12 protein-coding genes are annotated in these 17,559 nt (G+C 66.8%); 1 reads left to right on the top strand and 11 read right to left on the bottom strand.

The genetic code is table 11. The annotated features are described in order from the left end of the window. Positions 1-64 precede the first annotated feature (64 nt). Positions 65-1,459, top strand: coding sequence for a GABA permease (gene gabP / locus CHC02_RS02360; protein WP_089389916.1), 1,395 nt, complete (start codon positions 65-67; stop codon positions 1,457-1,459). A 189-nt stretch (positions 1,460-1,648) separates the two neighbouring features. On the opposite strand, the gene hemE is transcribed toward gabP, so the two are convergent. The 11 genes from hemE to CHC02_RS02305 form a co-directional block, all read right to left on the bottom strand. Beyond that, positions 1,649-2,713, bottom strand: coding sequence for a uroporphyrinogen decarboxylase (hemE, locus tag CHC02_RS02355; RefSeq protein ID WP_089389915.1), 1,065 nt, complete (start codon positions 2,711-2,713; stop codon positions 1,649-1,651). A gap of 173 nt (positions 2,714-2,886) precedes the next feature. Next, positions 2,887-4,305 (bottom strand): FAD-dependent oxidoreductase, encoded by a 1,419-nt coding sequence (locus tag CHC02_RS02350; protein WP_089389914.1) that lies wholly within the window; start codon positions 4,303-4,305, stop codon positions 2,887-2,889. Between the two features lie 110 nt (positions 4,306-4,415). Next, positions 4,416-8,861, bottom strand: a complete 4,446-nt coding sequence (gene gltB / locus CHC02_RS02345; RefSeq protein ID WP_089389913.1) for a glutamate synthase large subunit — start codon at positions 8,859-8,861, stop codon at positions 4,416-4,418. A gap of 219 nt (positions 8,862-9,080) precedes the next feature. Next, positions 9,081-10,766, bottom strand: a complete 1,686-nt coding sequence (locus CHC02_RS02340; RefSeq protein ID WP_089389912.1) for an AAA family ATPase — start codon at positions 10,764-10,766, stop codon at positions 9,081-9,083. A 6-nt stretch (positions 10,767-10,772) separates the two neighbouring features. Continuing rightward, positions 10,773-11,879, bottom strand: coding sequence for a 3-dehydroquinate synthase (aroB, locus tag CHC02_RS02335; protein WP_089389911.1), 1,107 nt, complete (start codon positions 11,877-11,879; stop codon positions 10,773-10,775). A gap of 51 nt (positions 11,880-11,930) precedes the next feature. After that, the gene (aroK, locus tag CHC02_RS02330) at positions 11,931-12,449 is read right to left on the bottom strand and encodes a shikimate kinase AroK (protein WP_089390050.1); all 519 of its coding nucleotides are present in this window, start codon (positions 12,447-12,449) and stop codon (positions 11,931-11,933) included. Positions 12,450-12,457: 8 nt separating this feature from the next. Further along, a complete protein-coding gene (locus tag CHC02_RS02325) occupies positions 12,458-14,545 on the bottom strand; it encodes a type IV pilus secretin PilQ (protein ID WP_089389910.1) in 2,088 nt (695 codons plus the stop codon). A 56-nt stretch (positions 14,546-14,601) separates the two neighbouring features. Further along, the gene (gene pilP / locus CHC02_RS02320; RefSeq protein ID WP_089389909.1) at positions 14,602-15,126 is read right to left on the bottom strand and encodes a type 4a pilus biogenesis lipoprotein PilP; all 525 of its coding nucleotides are present in this window, start codon (positions 15,124-15,126) and stop codon (positions 14,602-14,604) included. Then, positions 15,123-15,779, bottom strand: coding sequence for a type 4a pilus biogenesis protein PilO (gene pilO / locus CHC02_RS02315; RefSeq protein ID WP_089389908.1), 657 nt, complete (start codon positions 15,777-15,779; stop codon positions 15,123-15,125). Before pilO ends, pilP begins: the two co-directional genes overlap by 4 nt. Next, positions 15,776-16,375, bottom strand: a complete 600-nt coding sequence (gene pilN, locus CHC02_RS02310; protein ID WP_089389907.1) for a type 4a pilus biogenesis protein PilN — start codon at positions 16,373-16,375, stop codon at positions 15,776-15,778. Before pilN ends, pilO begins: the two co-directional genes overlap by 4 nt. After that, on the bottom strand, positions 16,375-17,439 hold the full coding sequence (locus CHC02_RS02305; RefSeq protein WP_009613650.1) for a pilus assembly protein PilM: 1,065 nt from the start codon (positions 17,437-17,439) through the stop codon (positions 16,375-16,377). The genes pilN and CHC02_RS02305 overlap by 1 nt, the downstream gene beginning before the upstream one ends. Between the last annotated feature and the right edge of the window lie 120 nt (positions 17,440-17,559).

Below are 17,559 nucleotides of genomic sequence, written 5' to 3'. Positions count from 1 at the left end.
GATTATCAAAACGGCTTCGGCTGCGCAGGACGCATTTCCTTCCTTTTCTCGCTGTAGGTAACGCATGAGCAGTACCCCATCCGCCGGTCTGGCCCAGGGCCTGAAGAACCGCCACGTCACCATGCTGTCCATCGCCGGGGCCATCGGCGCCGGCCTCTTCGTCGGCTCCGGCCACGCCATCGCCGAAGCCGGCCCGGGCGTCATGGTCTCCTACCTGGTCGCCGGCCTGCTGGTGGTCCTGGTCATGCGCATGCTGGCCGAAATGGCCGTCGCGCAGCCGGACAGCGGCTCCTTCTCCACCTATGCCGACCGCGCCATCGGCCACTGGGCCGGTTTCACCATCGGCTGGCTGTACTGGTGGTTCTGGGTGCTGGTGATCCCGCTGGAGGCCAACGCCGCCGCGGCCATCATCCACGCCTGGTTCCCCGGCGCGCCGGTCTGGGTGCTGGCCTTCGTGATCACCTCGGCACTGACCGTGACCAACCTGTTCAGCGTGAAGAACTACGGCGAGTTCGAGTTCTGGCTGGCGCTGATCAAGGTCGGCTCGATCATCGCCTTCCTGGTCCTGGGCTGCGCGGCCATCTTCGGCTTCTCGCTGAACACCGAGGTCAGCGGCATCAGCCACCTGTACGCCGAGGGCGGCTTCATTCCCAAGGGTTGGGGCGCCGTGCTGGCCGCCCTGCTGACCACCATGTTCTCGTTCATGGGCTCGGAGATCGTCACCATCGCCGCCACCGAGTCCAAGGACCCGGCGCAGCAGATCACCCGCGCCACCAACTCGGTGATCTGGCGTATTGCCCTGTTCTACCTGCTGTCGATCCTGATCGTGGTCTGCCTGGTGCCGTGGAACGACCCGCGCCTGGTGAGCATGGGCTCCTACCAGACCGTGCTGGACCAGCTGCACGTGCCCTACGCCAAGCTGATCGTCGACATCATCGTCCTGGTCTCGGTGACCAGCTGCCTGAACTCGGCGCTCTACACCGCCTCGCGGATGATGTACTCGCTGAGCAAGCGCGGCGACGCCCCGCGCATCGCCCAGGTGACCAGCGCCAGCCGCACCCCGGTGTACGCCGTGCTGCTGTCCACCGCCATGGCCTTCCTGTGCACCTTCGCCAACTACCTGGCCCCAGCCGAAGTGTTCAACTTCCTGCTGGCCAGCTCCGGCGCCATCGCCCTGCTGGTGTACCTGGTGATCGCCATCTCGCAGCTGAACATGCGCAAGAAGCTGCTCGCCCAGGGCCACCAGCTGACGCTGAAGATGTGGCTGTTCCCCTGGCTGACCTGGGCGGTGATCCTGTTCATCGGCGCCGCGCTGATCATCATGATGATCCGCCCGGACCACCGCATGGAGGTGGTCGCCACCGCCCTGCTGACCATCGTGGTCGTCTGCTCCGGCCTGTTGGTCTCGAACCGTCGCAAGGCCCAGCGCGCCACAGGCTACGCGGCCGACGCCGCCTGACGCACAGCGCCCATGAAAAAGCCCCGCCGATGGCGGGGTTTTTTGTTGGGTGCATGTTTTGTAGGAGCGCGCCCTGCGCGCGAATCGCGGGCAGGGCCCGCTCCTACAGGTTGGCAGCGAATTCCCGCCCAGTCCGTAGGGCGCATAACGCCTACGGCGTTATCCGCCGCCACCCCGGGCGCCGGGGCGTCAGTGATACTGCGCCGACAGTTCGTGCACCGCCTCGAAGAAGGCGCCGGCGTGGGCCGGGTCGACTTCCGGGGTGATGCCGTGGCCGAGGTTGAACACGTGGCCGCTGCCCTGGCCGTAGGCGCCAAGGATGCGCGCCACTTCGCGACGGATGGCTTGCGGGTTGGCGTAGAGCACCGACGGGTCCATGTTGCCCTGCAGCGCCACCTTGTCGCCGACGCGGGCGCGGGCGCTGCCGATGTCGCAGGTCCAGTCCAGGCCCAGGGCCTCGGCGCCGACCTCGGCCATGGACTCCAGCCACAGGCCGCCGCCCTTGGTGAAGAGGATCACCGGAACCTGGCGGCCGTCGTGCTCGCGGATCAAACCGTCGACGATCTTCTTCATGTAGGCCAGGGAGAACTCCTGGTAGGCCGCCGACGACAGGCTGCCGCCCCAGGAGTCGAAGATCTGCACGGCCTGGGCGCCGGCGCGGATCTGCCCGTTGAGGTAGCTGGTGACCGACTGCGCCAGCTTGTCGAGCAGCGCGTGCATGGCCTGCGGGTTGTCGTAGAGCATCGCCTTGGACTTGCGGAAGTCCTTGCTGGAACCGCCTTCCACCATGTAGGTGGCCAGGGTCCAGGGGCTGCCGGAGAAGCCGATCAGCGGCACCCGGCCGTTCAGCTCGTGGCGGATGGTGCGCACGGCGTCCATGACGTAGCCCAGGTCCTTCTCCGGATCGGGGATCGGCAGCGCCTCGATGTCCGCCAGGCTGGAGACCACCTTCCTGAAGCGTGGCCCCTCGCCGGCCTCGAAGTACAGGCCCTGGCCCATGGCGTCGGGGATGGTGAGGATGTCGGAGAAGAGGATCGCCGCGTCCAGCTGCGGGTAGCGGTCCAGCGGCTGCAGGGTCACCTCGCAGGCCAGCTGCGGGTTCATGCACAGGCTCATGAAGTCCCCGGCCTTGGCGCGGGTGGCGCGGTATTCCGGGAGATAGCGGCCGGCCTGGCGCATCATCCACACCGGGGTGACGTCGACGGGCTGCTTGAGCAGGGCACGGAGGAAGCGATCGTTCTTCAGGGCAGTCATGGCGGCATCCGGCAAAAAAGTGCGGGCATTTTCGCAAAGCCCAAAGCAAAAGGCACGGCGGACGCGGCATTCTGCCGCAGCTGCAAGCTGCAAGCTGCAAGCTGCAAGCTCAACAGCTTGCACCGTCGCGCTCTCGCTTGCAGCTTTAAGCTTGCCGCTTACAGCTGACGCAGTTAAACCCCCAGGTAATCGAGGATGCCTTCGGCCGCCGTGCGCCCTTCGAAGATCGCCGTCACCACCAGGTCGGAACCGCGGACCATGTCGCCGCCGGCGAAGATCTTCGGGTTGCTGGTCTGGTGCTTGAACTGCGCGGCGGCCGGGGCGATGACGCGGCCCTGGTTGTCGATCTCGACCTGGTGCTGCTCGAACCAGGGTGCCGGGCTCGGGCGGAAGCCGAAGGCGATCAGCACGGCTTCGGCCGGGATGATCTCCTCGGAGCCCGGGATCGGCTCGGGGCTGCGGCGGCCGCGGGCGTCCGGCTCGCCGAGACGGGTCTCGACCACCTTCACGCCTTCCACCCTGTCCTCGCCGACGATGGCGATGGGCTGGCGGTTGAAGAGGAACTTCACGCCCTCTTCCTTGGCATTCTTCACCTCTTTGCGCGAGCCGGGCATGTTCTCCTCGTCGCGGCGGTAGGCGCAGGTCACGCTCTTGGCGCCCTGGCGGATGGAGGTGCGGTTGCAGTCCATCGCAGTGTCGCCGCCGCCCAGGACCACCACGCGCTTGCCCTTCATGTCGACGAAGTCCTCGGGGGACTTCTCGAAGCCGAGGTTGCGGTTCACGTTGGCGATCAGGAAGTCCAGCGCATCGTGCACGCCGGGCAGGTCCTCGCCGGGGAAGCCACCCTTCATGTAGGTGTAGGTGCCCATGCCCATGAACACGGCATCGTACTCATCGAGCAGTTGCTCCATGGTCACGTCCTTGCCGATCTCGGTGTTCAGGCGGAACTCGATGCCCATGCCGGTGAAGACTTCGCGGCGGCGGCTGAGCACGTGCTTTTCCAGCTTGAACTCGGGGATGCCGAAGGTCAGCAGACCACCGATTTCCGGGTTGCGGTCGAACACCACCGGGGTCACGCCGTTGCGCACCAGCACGTCGGCGCAGCCCAGGCCGGCGGGGCCCGCGCCGATCACCGCGACGCGCCTGCCGGTGGGCTTGACCTTGGACATGTCCGGGCGCCAGCCCATGGCGAAGGCGGTGTCGGTGATGTACTTCTCCACCGAGCCGATGGTCACCGCGCCGAAGCCGTCGTTGAGGGTGCAGGCACCCTCGCAGAGGCGGTCCTGCGGGCACACCCGGCCGCAGACTTCCGGCAGGGTGTTGGTCTGGTGCGACAGCTCGGCGGCGGCCAGGATGTTGCCTTCGGAAACCAGCTTCAGCCAGTTGGGGATGAAGTTGTGGACCGGGCACTTCCACTCGCAGTACGGGTTGCCGCAGCCCAGGCAGCGGTGCGCCTGGTCGGCCGCCTGCTGCGGCTTGAACAGGTCGTAGATTTCCACGAACTCGCGCTTACGCTGGCGCAGCAGTTTCTTCTTCGGATCCTTGCGCCCGACTTCGATGAACTGGAAGTCATTGTTGAGACGTTCAGACATTTCAAGACCTCATTTACAGCGGCCGCAGGCTTCAGGCTGCGGGCCGCAGGCAAACTACAGGGTAAGGGCCAGGCCGGCCTGCAGCCTGTGGCCTGGCGCCTAGAGCGGCTTCACTGCGGGTTGGCACGGGTGCTGGTCAGCAGGGAACCGAGGCTGGCGGCCTTCGGTTTCACCAGCCAGAACCGACGCAGGTAGTCGTCGAGGTTCTCCAGCAGGTTCGCACCCCATTCGCTCGCCGTTTCCTCGACATATTCCACCAGGACCTTGCGCAGGTGGCTGCGCTGGGCCTCCATCGCCTCGCCGCTGATCCGCTGGATTTCCACCAGCTCATGGTTCACGCGGTCGACGAAGGTGTTGTCCATGTCCAGGACGTAGGCGAAGCCCCCGGTCATGCCGGAGCCGAAGTTGTAGCCGGTCTTGCCCAGTACGCAGACGAAACCGCCTGTCATGTACTCGCAGCAGTGGTCGCCGGTGCCTTCCACCACGGCGTGGGCGCCGGAGTTGCGCACGCCGAAGCGCTCGCCCGCGGTGCCGGCGGCGAACAGCTTGCCGCCGGTGGCGCCGTACAGGCAGGTGTTGCCGACGATGGCCGACTCCTGGGTCTTGAACGGGCTGCCCTTGGGCGGGGTGACCACCAGCTTGCCGCCGGTCATGCCCTTGCCCACGTAGTCGTTGGCGTCGCCTTCCAGGTACAGGTGCAGGCCGCCGGCGTTCCACACGCCGAAGCTCTGCCCCGCGGTGCCCTTGAAGCGGAAGGTGATCGGCGCCTTGGCCATGCCCTGGTTGCCGTGCACACGGGCGATCTCGCCGGACACGCGCGCGCCGATGGAACGGTCGCAGTTGCAGATGTCCAGTTCGTACTCGCCGCCCTTGGCGCCGTCGATGGCGCCGCGGGCCAGCTCGACCATCTTCTCGGCTAGCAGGCCCTGGTCGAACGGCGGGTTCTTCTCCACCTCGCAGAACTGCGGCTTCTCGGCCGGGATCAGGTCGCTGCCCAGCAGCGGCGTGAGGTCGAGGTTGCCCTGCTTGGCGGTTTCGCCGGGCAGGATTTCCAGCAGGTCGGTGCGCCCGATCAGCTCGGCGAGGCTGCGCACGCCCAGCCTGGCCAGCCACTCGCGGGTCTCGCTGGCGATGAAGGTGAAGAAGTTCGTCACCATCTCGACCGTGCCGATGAAGTGGTCCTTGCGCAGCTTGTCGTTCTGGGTGGCCACGCCGGTGGCGCAGTTGTTCAGGTGGCAGATGCGCAGGTACTTGCAGCCCAGGGCGATCATCGGCGCGGTGCCGAAGCCGAAGCTCTCGGCGCCGAGGATGGCCGCCTTGATCACGTCCAGGCCGGTCTTCAGGCCGCCGTCGGTCTGCACGCGGACCTTGCCGCGCAGGTCGTTGCCGCGCAGGGTCTGGTGCGCCTCGGCCAGGCCCAGTTCCCACGGGCTGCCGGCGTACTTGATGGAGGTGATGGGCGAGGCGCCGGTACCGCCGTCGTAGCCGGAGATGGTGATCAGGTCGGCATAGGCCTTGGCCACGCCGGCGGCGATGGTGCCCACGCCCGGCTCGGAGACCAGCTTCACCGACACCAGCGCCTGCGGGTTGACCTGCTTGAGGTCGAAGATCAGCTGCGCGAGGTCCTCGATGGAGTAGATGTCGTGGTGCGGCGGCGGCGAGATCAGCGTCACGCCGGGCACCGCGTAGCGCAGGCGGGCGATCAGGCCGTTGACCTTGCCGCCGGGCAGCTGGCCGCCCTCGCCGGGCTTGGCGCCCTGGGCCACCTTGATCTGCAGGACCTCGGCGTTGACCAGGTATTCCGGGGTCACGCCGAAGCGGCCGGTGGCCACCTGCTTGATCTTCGAGCTCTTCAGCGTGCCGTAGCGCGCCGGGTCCTCGCCGCCCTCGCCGGAGTTGGAGCGCCCGCCGAGGCGGTTCATCGCCTCGGCCAGGGCCTCATGGGCCTCCGGCGACAGCGCGCCGAGGGAGATGCCGGCGGCGTCGAAGCGCTTGAAGATCGACTCCAGCGGCTCGATCTCGTCGAGGCTCAGCGGCTGCGCGGCGGTCTTCACCTGCAGCAGGTCGCGCAGCATCGACACCGGGCGCTTGTCCACCAGCGCGGTGTATTCCTTGAACTTCTCGTAGTCGCCCTGCTGCACGGCGGCCTGCAGGGTGTTGACCACGTCCGGGTTGTAGGCGTGGTACTCGCCGCCGTAGACGAACTTCAGCAGGCCGCCCTGCTGGATCGCCTTGCGGTTGTTCCAGGCCTCGCCAGCCAGCAGCTTCTGCTCGTTCTCGATGTCGAGGAAGCGCGCGCCCTGGATACGGCTGGGCACGCCCGGGAAGCACAGGCCGGTGACCTCGTCGGACAGGCCGATGGCTTCGAACAGCTGGGCGCCGCGGTAGGAGGCGATGGTGGAGATGCCCATCTTCGACAGGATCTTCATCAGGCCCTTGGAGATGCCCTTGCGGTAGTACTTGAACACCTCGTAGAGGTCGCCCAGCACTTCGCCGGTACGGATCAGGTCGGCCAGCACCTCGTAGGCGAGGAACGGGTAGACCGCCGAGGCGCCGAAGCCCACCAGCACCGCGAAGTGGTGCGGGTCGCGGGCGGTGGCGGTCTCCACCAGGATGTTGGAGTCGCAGCGCAGGCCGGTCTGCACCAGGCGGTGGTGCACGGCGCCCACGGCCAGGGCCGCGTGCACCGGCAGCTTGCCGGGGGCGATGTGACGGTCGGACAGCACCAGCAGCACCTTGCCGGCGCGCACCGCTTCCTCGGCCTGGTCGGCGATGTTGCGCACGGCCGCTTCCAGGCCGACGGACTCGTCGTAGTTCAGGTCGATGTGGTGGCGGTCGAAGCCCGGGCGCTCCAGGTTCATCAGGCTGCGCCACTTCGCCGGGGAGATCACCGGGGTGGTCAGGATCGCCTGGTTGGCGTGGTGCGGCGACTCTTCGAAGATGTTCTGCTCGACGCCCAGGCAGGTTTCCAGGGACATCACGATCGCCTCGCGCAGCGGGTCGATCGGCGGGTTGGTCACCTGGGCGAAGACCTGGCGGAAGTAGTCGTAGGGCGAGCGGATGCGCTTGGACAGCACCGCCATCGGGGTGTCGTCGCCCATCGAGCCGACCGCTTCCTGGCCCTGCTCGGCGAGCGGGCGCAGCACCTGGTCACGCTCCTCGAAGGTGACCTGGAACATCTTCATGTACTGCTTGAGCTGGTCGCTGTCGTAGCTGGCCACGCCCTGGTCGTCTTCCAGGGTCGCCTGGATGCGCAGCGCGCTCTGGCGCAGCCACTGCTTGTAGGGGTGGCGCGACTTCAGGCGGTTGTCGATGTCCTCGGTCTGCAGCAGCTGGCCGGTCTCGGTGTCCACCGCGAGGATCTGCCCCGGACCGACGCGGCCCTTGGCCAGCACGTCCTCGGCCTTGTAGTCCCACACGCCGATTTCCGAGGCCAGGGTGATGTAGCCGTTGCGGGTGGTGACCCAGCGCGCCGGGCGCAGGCCGTTGCGGTCGAGCAGGCAGACGGCGTAGCGGCCGTCGGTCAGCACCACGCCGGCGGGGCCGTCCCACGGCTCCATGTGCAGCGAGTTGAATTCGTAGAACGCGCGCAGGTCGGCGTCCATGGTCTCGACGTTCTGCCAGGCCGGCGGAATGATCATGCGCAGGCCGCGGAACATGTCCATGCCGCCGGTGACCATCAGCTCGAGCATGTTGTCCATGCTGGAGGAGTCCGAACCCACGCGGTTGACCAGCGGGCCCAGTTCGTCGAGGTTCGGCATGAACTCGTTGACGAACTTGCTGCGCCGGGCCTGGGCCCAGTTGCGGTTGCCGGTGATGGTGTTGATCTCGCCGTTGTGCGCCAGCAGGCGGAACGGCTGGGCCAGCGGCCACTTCGGCAGGGTGTTGGTGGAGAAGCGCTGGTGGAAGACGCAGATGGCGGTCTTCAGGCGCTCGTCCGAGAGGTCCGGATAGAAGGCGGCGAGGTCCGCCGGCATCATCAGGCCCTTGTAGATGATGGTCTTGTGCGAGAAGCTGCAGACGTAGTGGTCGGCATCCGCGGCGTTGGCCACCGAGGAACGGCGGCGGGCGCAGAACAGCTTCACGGCGAAGTCCTGGTCGGACAGGCCTTCGCCGCCGACGAACACCTGCTCGATCTGCGGCAGGCGCTCCAGGGCCAGGCGGCCGAGCACGCTGGTGTCGATCGGCACCTTGCGCCAACCGACCAGCTGCAGGCCTTCGGCCTCGATCTCGCGGTTCATGTTCGCGCGAGCGGCCTCGGCCTTCACCGGGTCCTGGTTGAAGAAGACCATGCCCACCGCATACTGGGCGGGCAGGTCGGTCGCGAATTCGGCCTTGGCCACCGCACGCAGGAACTCGTCGGGCTTCTGGATCAGCAGCCCGCAGCCGTCCCCGGTCTTCCCGTCCGCGTTGATCCCACCTCGGTGGGTCATGCAGGTCAGTGCTTCGATGGCGGTTTGCAGAAGTTCATGGCTTGGCTCGCCCTGCATATGGGCGATCAGGCCGAATCCGCAGTTATCCTTGAACGTCTCAGGATGGTACAGACCTGCTTTCATAGGGAACTCTCACCGGCAAAACTTTTTTAATTCAGCGACTTCGCCTGTCTTCTCGCTCAAGCGGCAAGTTTCCGACAGGCAAAGGGAGGCCATTGTACATAGGTACAAGGCGCCTCACAAATTTTTGGCGAGAGGCTGAAACTGGATGTCGCATTCCTGAAAGAAAAAACCCGCCAGTCGTGCTTGTGACTGGCGGGTTTTCATTTTTGCGACAGCTCGTCAGCGGGCGCCGGCGATCTCCTGCTGGATGCTGGCGAAGGTGCGCGGCCAGGGCTTGCCGCCCTGGGCCTTGGCCGACAGGCTCTTCACCGCGGCCTGGGCGGCGGCGCGGCTGGGGAAGCTGCCGTAGGTCACCACGTAGAAGGGCTTGCCCTGCAGGGTCTTGCGGAAGTAGCGGTACTCGCCGCCACCCTGCTTGCTGATGTAGGCCTTGGCGCTGGCCTCGGAGCCGGTGCCCAGCACCTGCACAGCATAATTCCCCGCGGGCTGCGAGCGATACCACTGGCTGCCGGCACCACCGGCGGCGGCGCTGGCCTTGGCCGGGGCGGCGGCGGGCTTGCTCGGCGCAGCCTTGGCCACGGCCTTGGGCTCGGCCGCCTTGGCCGCGGGCCTGGCGGCCGGCTTGACCGGCTCGGCCTTGGCCACCGGCTTGCTGGCCGGCGCCGGCACGGGAGCCGGCGCCGAAACCACCGGCTGCGCCGGAGCGCTCGCCACGCTCGGCGCCGGCGGCACCGGGTTCAGCGGTTGCGGCGCGCTCTTGCCGGCCAGCGGCGCGAGCGGCGGTGCGGAGGTGGTCACGGTCGGCGGCACGCCGGGCGCGGGCATGGCGCCCTCGTCGGCGTCTTCCTGGCCACCAGCCTGGGCCATGGGCTCGCGGATCACCGGCTGGGCCTCGCCCACCAGCGGCAGCGGCACCGGCTGGCTGGAGCCGGCGAATTCCACCGAGGGGCCGGAACCCGGGGCCGGCGCCTGGGCGGCGCCCGGTTGCGCGGCGGAGCCCAGCGGCAGTTGCGCGGAAGCCTGGGTGGCGGCGCCATCCGGCTTGCTGGTGCGGCCCTGCATGAACCAGGCGGCGACCACGCCGATGGCCACCACGCCGAGGATCAGCAGATGCTTCTTCGGCAGGCGCAGGCCGGCGCCGGGGGCGGCCTTGCGGGCACCGCCACGGTCGGCCAGCATCGCCTCGATCAGGGCATCGCGGGCCACCTGGTTGATCGAGCCCGGCCAGCCGCCGGATTGCTCGTGGATGTCGGCCAGCAGGTCGTCGGAAATCAGCTCCGCGCCCTGGCCGGCGCCTTCCAGGCGCTGCGCCAGGTATTCGCGGGTCTCTTCCTCGCTGTAGGGCTGCAGTTCGATGGCGTGGAAGCGTTCCTCGCCCTCGGACAGCGCCTCCAGCCGCGACAGCAGCTCGGGCTCGCCGAACAGGAACACGTGCAGGCGCGCCTCGCTGTTGCCGGCGGCCAGCAACAGCAGCACTTCGAGGGCGCCGTCACGCAGCTGCTCGGCATCGTCCACCAGCAGGTAGACGTCCTGCCCGGTGATCGCCAGCTGGGCGACCTTGGCCAGGATGGCCTCGATGCTCACCTGGGTGATGCCCAGGCCCTGGGCCAGCTGGCGCATCAGGGTGGCCTCGTCGGCCGCCGAGCGGCCGGAGATCACCACGCTGGACACCGCGTCCTTGTTGGTGCTGGCCACCAGGGCCTGGCGCAGCAGGGTCTTGCCGCTGCCCAGGGGGCCGGTCACCGCCAGCAGCAGGTGGCTGTAGCGCGCCAGGTGGTGCAGTTGGCCCAGCACCGGCTTGCGCTGTGCCGGGAAGAACTTGAAGCCAGGAACCCGCGGAGCGAAGGGGTCGTGACTGAACTGGTAGTGGGCCAGGAAGGCCTCATCGGCATGCAAGCTGGACATGGGACCTCAATGTTCTCCTAACTGATCGACCAGGGCCTGGTAATCAGTACGCAGGGTTTCTTCCAGAATCTCGCGAGGGAAGTCCGCAGTGACCACCGCATCCCCCAGCCCTTTCAGCAATACGAGGCGCAGACGGCCGTCGAGCACCTTCTTGTCCACCGCCATGTGCTCGAGGAAGTCCCCGGCGCTCATTTCCTTCGGCGGCACCACCGGCAGTTTCGCCCGCTGCAGCAGGCGCACGCCACGATCGCGCTCGGCGGCGGTCAGCCAGCCCAACAGATGCGACATCTGCAGTGCCATCACGGTTCCCGCAGCCACGGCTTCGCCGTGCAGCCAGACGCCATAGCCCATGTGGGTCTCGATGGCGTGGCCGAAGGTGTGGCCCAGGTTCAGGGTGGCGCGCACCCCGGACTCCCGTTCGTCGGCGCCCACCACGCGGGCCTTGGCCGCGCAGGAGCGCTCGATGGCTTCGGCCAGGGCGGCGGAGTCGAGCGCCAGCAGCGCATCGACGTTGTCTTCCAGCCAGGCGAGGAAGGGCTCGTCGCAGATCAGGCCGTACTTGATGACTTCCGCCAGGCCGGCGGACAGCTCGCGGGCCGGCAGCGTACGCAGCGAGGCGGCATCGATGACCACCGCCTGCGGCTGGTAGAAGGCGCCGATCATGTTCTTGCCCAGCGGGTGGTTGATGCCGGTCTTGCCGCCCACCGAGGAGTCCACCTGGGACAACAGGGTGGTCGGCACCTGGATGAAGTCGACGCCGCGCTGGTAGCAGGCGGCGGCGAAGCCGGTCATGTCGCCGACCACGCCGCCGCCGAGGGCGATCAGGGTGGTCTTGCGGTCATGCCGCGCCTGCAGCAGGGCATCGAAGATCAACTGCAGGGTTTCCCACTGCTTGTAGGCCTCGCCATCGGGCAGGACCACGGCGATCTGCGCGTAGTCGGCCAGCGTCTTCTGCAGGCGCGCCAGGTACAGCGGGGCGATGGTCTCGTTGGTGACGATGGCGACCTGCCGCCCGCGGATATGGGGCGCGAAATGGCGCGGATCGTCCAGCAGCCCTTCGCCGATGTGGATCGGGTAGCTGCGGTCGCCGAGATCGACAGTGAGTGTGCGCATGAAGCCCCCAGACAGGAAAGGGCACTAGGATAACGCAGAACCGGGCGCCCTTTAATGGCGCTCCAGCCTGCGCAGGCGATCGAGTATCTCCAGCACCACCAGGCGCGGTGGCCGCTCGTCGGTTTCCACCACCACGTCGGCGACCTCCCGGTACAGCGGATCGCGCAGGGCCATGAGGTCGCGCAGGATCTGCCCCGGGTTGGGCTTCTGCAGCAGCGGCCGGTTCTTGTCGCGGGCGGTGCGGGCGATCTGCTGGTCGACCGAGGCGTGCAGGTAGACCACCTTGCCGCCGGCCTTGAGCGCGGCGCGGTTGGCCTCGCGCAGCACGGCGCCGCCGCCGGTGGCGATCACCACGCCATCGCCGTCGCAGAGCTCGGCGAGCATGGCGGTTTCCCGCTCACGGAAGCCGGCCTCCCCCTCGACGTCGAAGATCCAGGGGATGTTGGCTCCGCAGCGCTGTTCGATCTCCTTGTCGGAGTCCTTGAAGTCGAGGTGCAGCTCTTTGGCAAGAAGACGCCCGATGGTGCTCTTTCCAGCACCCATCGGGCCTACCAGAATCAAATTGGGCACGGCATTGATCAACGATCGATGGCAATGGCCTGATTATTCATGATCCGGGGAGTGAGGAAAACCAGAAGCTCGTTCTTGGTGTCCTGCACGTAGTCGTTCTTGAACAGGCGGCCGACGACCGGTACGTCGCCGAGGAAGGGTACCTTGGAGGTGGTCTTGGTCTGGGTGTTGGAGAACACCCCGCCGATGACGATGGTTTCACCGTCGTTGACCAGCACCTTGGCGTTGACCTCGTTCTTCTTGATCGGCGGTACACCGAGCACCGCGTTCTGGTAGTCGGGCTCGTCCTTGTTCACCTTGACCTGCATGATGATGCGGTTGTCCGGGGTGATCTGCGGGGTGACCTCCAGGGACAGCGCGGCCTCCTTGAACGACACCGAGGTGGCGCCGCTGGAGCTGGCTTCCTGGTAGGGAATCTCCGAGCCCTTGAGGATCTTCGCGGTTTCCTTGTCCGAGGTGACCACCTTGGGCTGCGACACCACTTCGCCGTTGCCGGTCTTCTCCATGGCGTTGAGCTGCAGGTCCAGGGTGGTGTTGTCGGTGACGAAGCCGATGCCGATGCCGGAGGTCGGCGTCGCGGTGGTCACGCCCAGGTCGACGAAGGCATTGCTCGTGCTGTTGGCGCCGCCGCTGATGTTGAAGTTGCCGCGGTTGTTCAGCGAACCGCCCCACTGCACCCCCAGCTCCTTGGTGTAGTCGACGCTGGCCTCGACGATGCGCGCCTCGATCATCACCTGGCGCACCGGGATGTCCAGCTGCGAGACGATGCGGCGCAGCTCGTCCAGGCGGTCCTGGGTCTGGTAGGCGATGATCGCGTTGGTGCGGTCGTCGACGGTGATGGAGCCACGGTTGTCGCTACCGGCGGCAGGCTGGGCGCCCGGACCGGAGCTGGTGCCGGTGACGGACTGGAACAGCTTGGCGATGTCGGAGGCCTTGGCGTAGTTCACCTGGATCAGCTCGCGGCGCAGGGGCGCAAGTTCGGCGATCTGCTTCTGCGCCTCCAGCTCCTGGCGCTCGCGCGCGGCGATCTCGTCGGCCGGCGCCACCAGCAGCACGTTGCCGACCTTGCGCTTGTCCAGGCCCTTGGTCTTGAGCACCAGGTCCAGCGCCTGGTCCCAGGGCACGTTCTGCAGGCGCAGGGTGATGTTGCCCTGCACGGTGTCCGAGGCCACCAGGTTGAGGTCGGTGAAGTCGGCGATCAGCTGCAGCACCGAGCGCACGTCGATGTCCTGGAAGTTCAGCGACAGTTTCTCGCCGGTGTAGGCGAAGCTGTCCTTCTTGCGCTTCTCGGCATCGCCGGCGGTCATCGGCTTGATGCTGACGGTCATGCGGTTGTCGGTCTGGAACACCAGGTAGTCGTACAGGCCGCTGGGCTCGATGACGATGCTGGCCTTGTCGCCGGCCGCCGAGGCGTTGACGAACTGCACCGGGGTGGCGAAGTCCTTCACGTCCAGGCGCACGCGCAGGCTGTCGGGCAGCTGGGTGCGCGGGAAGTCCAGGCGGATCTTGCCGCCCTGCTCCTGGATGTCGGGGCTGACGCTCGGGTCGGACAGGTCGATGACCACGTTGCCCTCGCCCTGCTCGCCGCGCTGGAAGTCGATGTTGCGGATCGCCTTGCCCACCGGCACGTAGGGCTTGGGCTGCACCGGGCGGGGCGCCGCGGCATAGGCCGGGGCCGCGGCTGGCGCGGAGCTGGCCGCCGCGGCCGGCGCGCCGCCGCCCTGGCCGACCAGGATGATCAGGTTGTTGCCCTGGGTACGGGTGGAGTACGGCACCAGGCTGGTCAGGTTGATGATCAGGCGGGTGCGGTCCTTGGCCTCGACCACGGTCAGGCTGCGCGCGTTGCCCACGCCCAGCTCGCGGTTCTTGCTGCCCAGCCTGTTCTGCACGCCCGGCAGGTCCAGCGCGATGCGCGCCGGCTGCTCGATGGTGTAGCCACGCGGCGCGGCCACCGGCTCGTCGAAGCCCAGCCTGAGCTCCACGCGATCCCCCGGCAGCGACGCCACGTCGACGCTCTGCAGGTTGGCGGCGAGCAGGCTCGGCGCGAAAAGGCCGGCCAACAGGGCGAGGCCCAGGCGGGTCATAGTTCTGTTCATCGTCGTCTGTATCCGTCGTGCAGACAGCAGTTTGTTATCCATGGTCATCCCCGCCCTTAGGAGCGCTCCTTGAGAGTCAGGCTGCGCGGACGTTCTAGCCAGCCACCCTCACCGTCAGGAACGATCTCGACTACATCGATCTTGCCTTCGCTGATGGAAACGATCTTTCCATCGTTGCGCCCCAGGTAATCGCCGACCTTGACCCGGTGCACCCCTCCTGCACCGCGGACCAGGGCGAACGTACCCTCCTGGTTGGACAGCGTCCCCACCATCTCGAAGGTCTCGATGTTGAAACCCTCGAGGAACTGCTTGACCCGCGTTTCGTCGGGCTTGACCACCTTGGAGCCCTTCTGCTTGATCGCCAGGTCGATCTTCACCGGCGGCTGGAACGGGCTGCGCAGGGACGAGGCGTTGTAGGTGAAGGCCTCGTAGGGCTGGAACTTGGGCAGGGGCTCGATGGCGCCCTTGGGCCGCGCACGGACCTCATCCATGTACGCCTGCAGGTCGGCGAAATCGCCGCCCGCGCCGCAGCCGTTCAGGCTGAGCAGCAACAGACCACAGAGCATCAGGCGCTTGTTCATTTCTTCGCCCCCGCCTTGTTGGCCGCCGGCTTGGCCTGCACGCCCTTGTCGTTGTAGCGGTAGGTCTTGGCCACGATGGTCATGCGCAGCTTGGTGGTACTGTCCGCACTCACGGGTTTGATCTCGAAGTCGTGCAGGGTGACGATCCGCGGCAGGCTGGCCACGCCGCTGACGAAGGTCGCCAGGTCGTGGTAGCCGCCGACCACGCTGATCTGTATCGGCAGCTCGATGTAGAACTGCTGGGCGACTTCCGGCAGCAGCTTGATCTCCTCGAACTCCAGGCCGCTGCCCAGGCCGGTACGGGTGATGTCCTCGAGCAGCCCGGGCACCTCGGTGTCGCTGGGCAGCTGGCGCAGCAGGGCGCCGAAGGACTCTTCCATCTCCTTCATCTGGTTCTTGTAGGCTTCCAGGTTGGCCGCCTGGAAGGCCTTGGTGCCGAACTGCTGCTTGAGCGTCTCTTCCTCGGCGCGGCGCTGGTCCAGCTCGCCTTGCAGGTCCTTGAGGTGGAACTGGTAGCCGAGCACCAGCACCAGCACCATCAGCAGCGCGCCGGCGATCACCTTGACCGCGGCGGGCCAGGAACCGACGTTGTTGAAGTCCAGCTCGTTGATGTCGATCTTGCGCAGGCTTTGCAGGGAATCGGCCAGGCTCATTTCTTGGCTCCTTGCGCGACTGTCTTCTTCTCCTGCTCCTTGGCCTTCTCGCCGGGCTGCGTCTGCTGCACGGTGAGCTGGAAGGTGTTGGCCTGGTCGACGGCGCCCTGGGTGATCGCCTTGACCTCGGTGAGGTTGGGCGCGGTCAGCCAGTCGGAGGCGTCCAGGTTGCGCATCAGGTTGGACACGCGGTTGTTGGACTCGGCGGCGCCGGCGATGGCGATGGTGTGGCCGTTCATCTTCAGGCCGGTGTAGTACACGCCGTCGGGCAGGGTCCGCACCAGCTGGTCGAAGACGCGCCCGATGATCGGCCGGTTGCCCTGCAGGTCCTGGATGATCTTCATCCGTTCCAGCAGTTGCTGGCGGCGCGTCTTCAGCTCGCTGATCTCCTTGATGCGGGCGTCCAGCACGGCGATTTCCTTGCGCAGGAAGTCGTTGCGCGCGCTCTGGTTCTCGATCGCCGAGCTGAAGTACTGGTCACCGAGGAAGACCAGGCCGCCGGACAGCAGCAGCACGCCGCCCAGGGCGACCAGGAAGCGCTGCTTGCGCTCCTCGCGCAGCTGCTCCCGCCATGGCAGTAGGTTGATGCGCGCCATCAGTCGAAACTCCTCATCGCCAGGCCGCAGGCAATCATCAGCGCCGGCGCGTCACTGGCCAGCGCCCCGGCATTCACCTTGTTGCTCAGCACCATGTCGGCGAAGGGGTTGGCCACCAGCGTCGGGGTGCCGATCTTCTGCTGGATGAGCCGGTCCAGGTCGGGAATCGAGGCCGTGCCGCCGGCGAGCAGGATGTAGTCGACGTCGTTGAACTGGCCCGCGGCGAAGAAGAACTGCAGGGAACGCGAGACCTGCTGCACCACCGCATCCTTGAACGGTTGCAGCACTTCGCTGTCGTAGTCATCCGGAAGACCGCCCTGCTTCTTGGCAAGGCCGGCTTCCTCCACCGACAGGCCGTAGCGGCGCTGGATCTCCTCGGTGAGCTGGCGCCCGCCGAACAGTTGCTCGCGGGTATAGATGGTGCGGCCGTGGTGCAGGACGCTGAGGGTGGTCATGGTGGCGCCGATGTCGACCACCGCGACGGTCAGCTCGTCGGCGTTGCCGCCCAGCTGGTCACCGAGCAGGCCGAAGGCGCGCTCCAGCGCGTAGGCCTCGACGTCCACCACCTTGGCGGTGAGCCCGGCCAGGGCCAGCGCGGCCTCGCGCACCTCGACGTTCTCCTTGCGGCAGGCCGCCAGCAGCACGTCGACGCGTTCGGCATTGCGCGCGGAGACGCCCTGGACCTCGAAGTCGATGGCGACCTCCTCCAGGGGGTAGGGAATGTACTGGTCGGCCTCGATCTTGAGCTGGTTCTCCAGCTCGTCTTCGGAAAGGCCGCCGTCCATCTCGATGGTCTTGGTGATGACCGCCGAGCCGGCGACCGCCACGGCAGCCGTCTTCACGCCGGTGCGCGCCTTGGCGACCACCCGCGACAGCGCCTGGCCGACCCCCTCCAGTTCGGCGATGTTCTTCTCGACCACCGAGTTCGGCGGAAGCGGCTCGACGGCGTAGGCCTCTACCTTGTAGCGCCCGCCCGAACGGCTCAACTCGAGGAGTTTGACCGAAGTCGAACTGATGTCGATCCCCAGCAGTGTGTTCGCTTTCTTAGTGAAGAGCCCTAGCACGACTGATTTCCTATCAGCATCCGAGACTTACGGACGATTTATGTTTTTTGACATTAGATACCAGACTTGACACCCGCGCAAATAGCTCGCCGGCAAAAAAACTGCTTATAATGTGATCAG

Origin of the sequence: Pseudomonas delhiensis, from assembly GCF_900187975.1 — a bacterium.
Taxonomy (GTDB): domain Bacteria; phylum Pseudomonadota; class Gammaproteobacteria; order Pseudomonadales; family Pseudomonadaceae; genus Pseudomonas; species Pseudomonas delhiensis.
The sequence above is the reverse complement of the archived record's forward strand: the minus strand, read 5'-3'. Positions and strand labels throughout refer to the sequence as shown.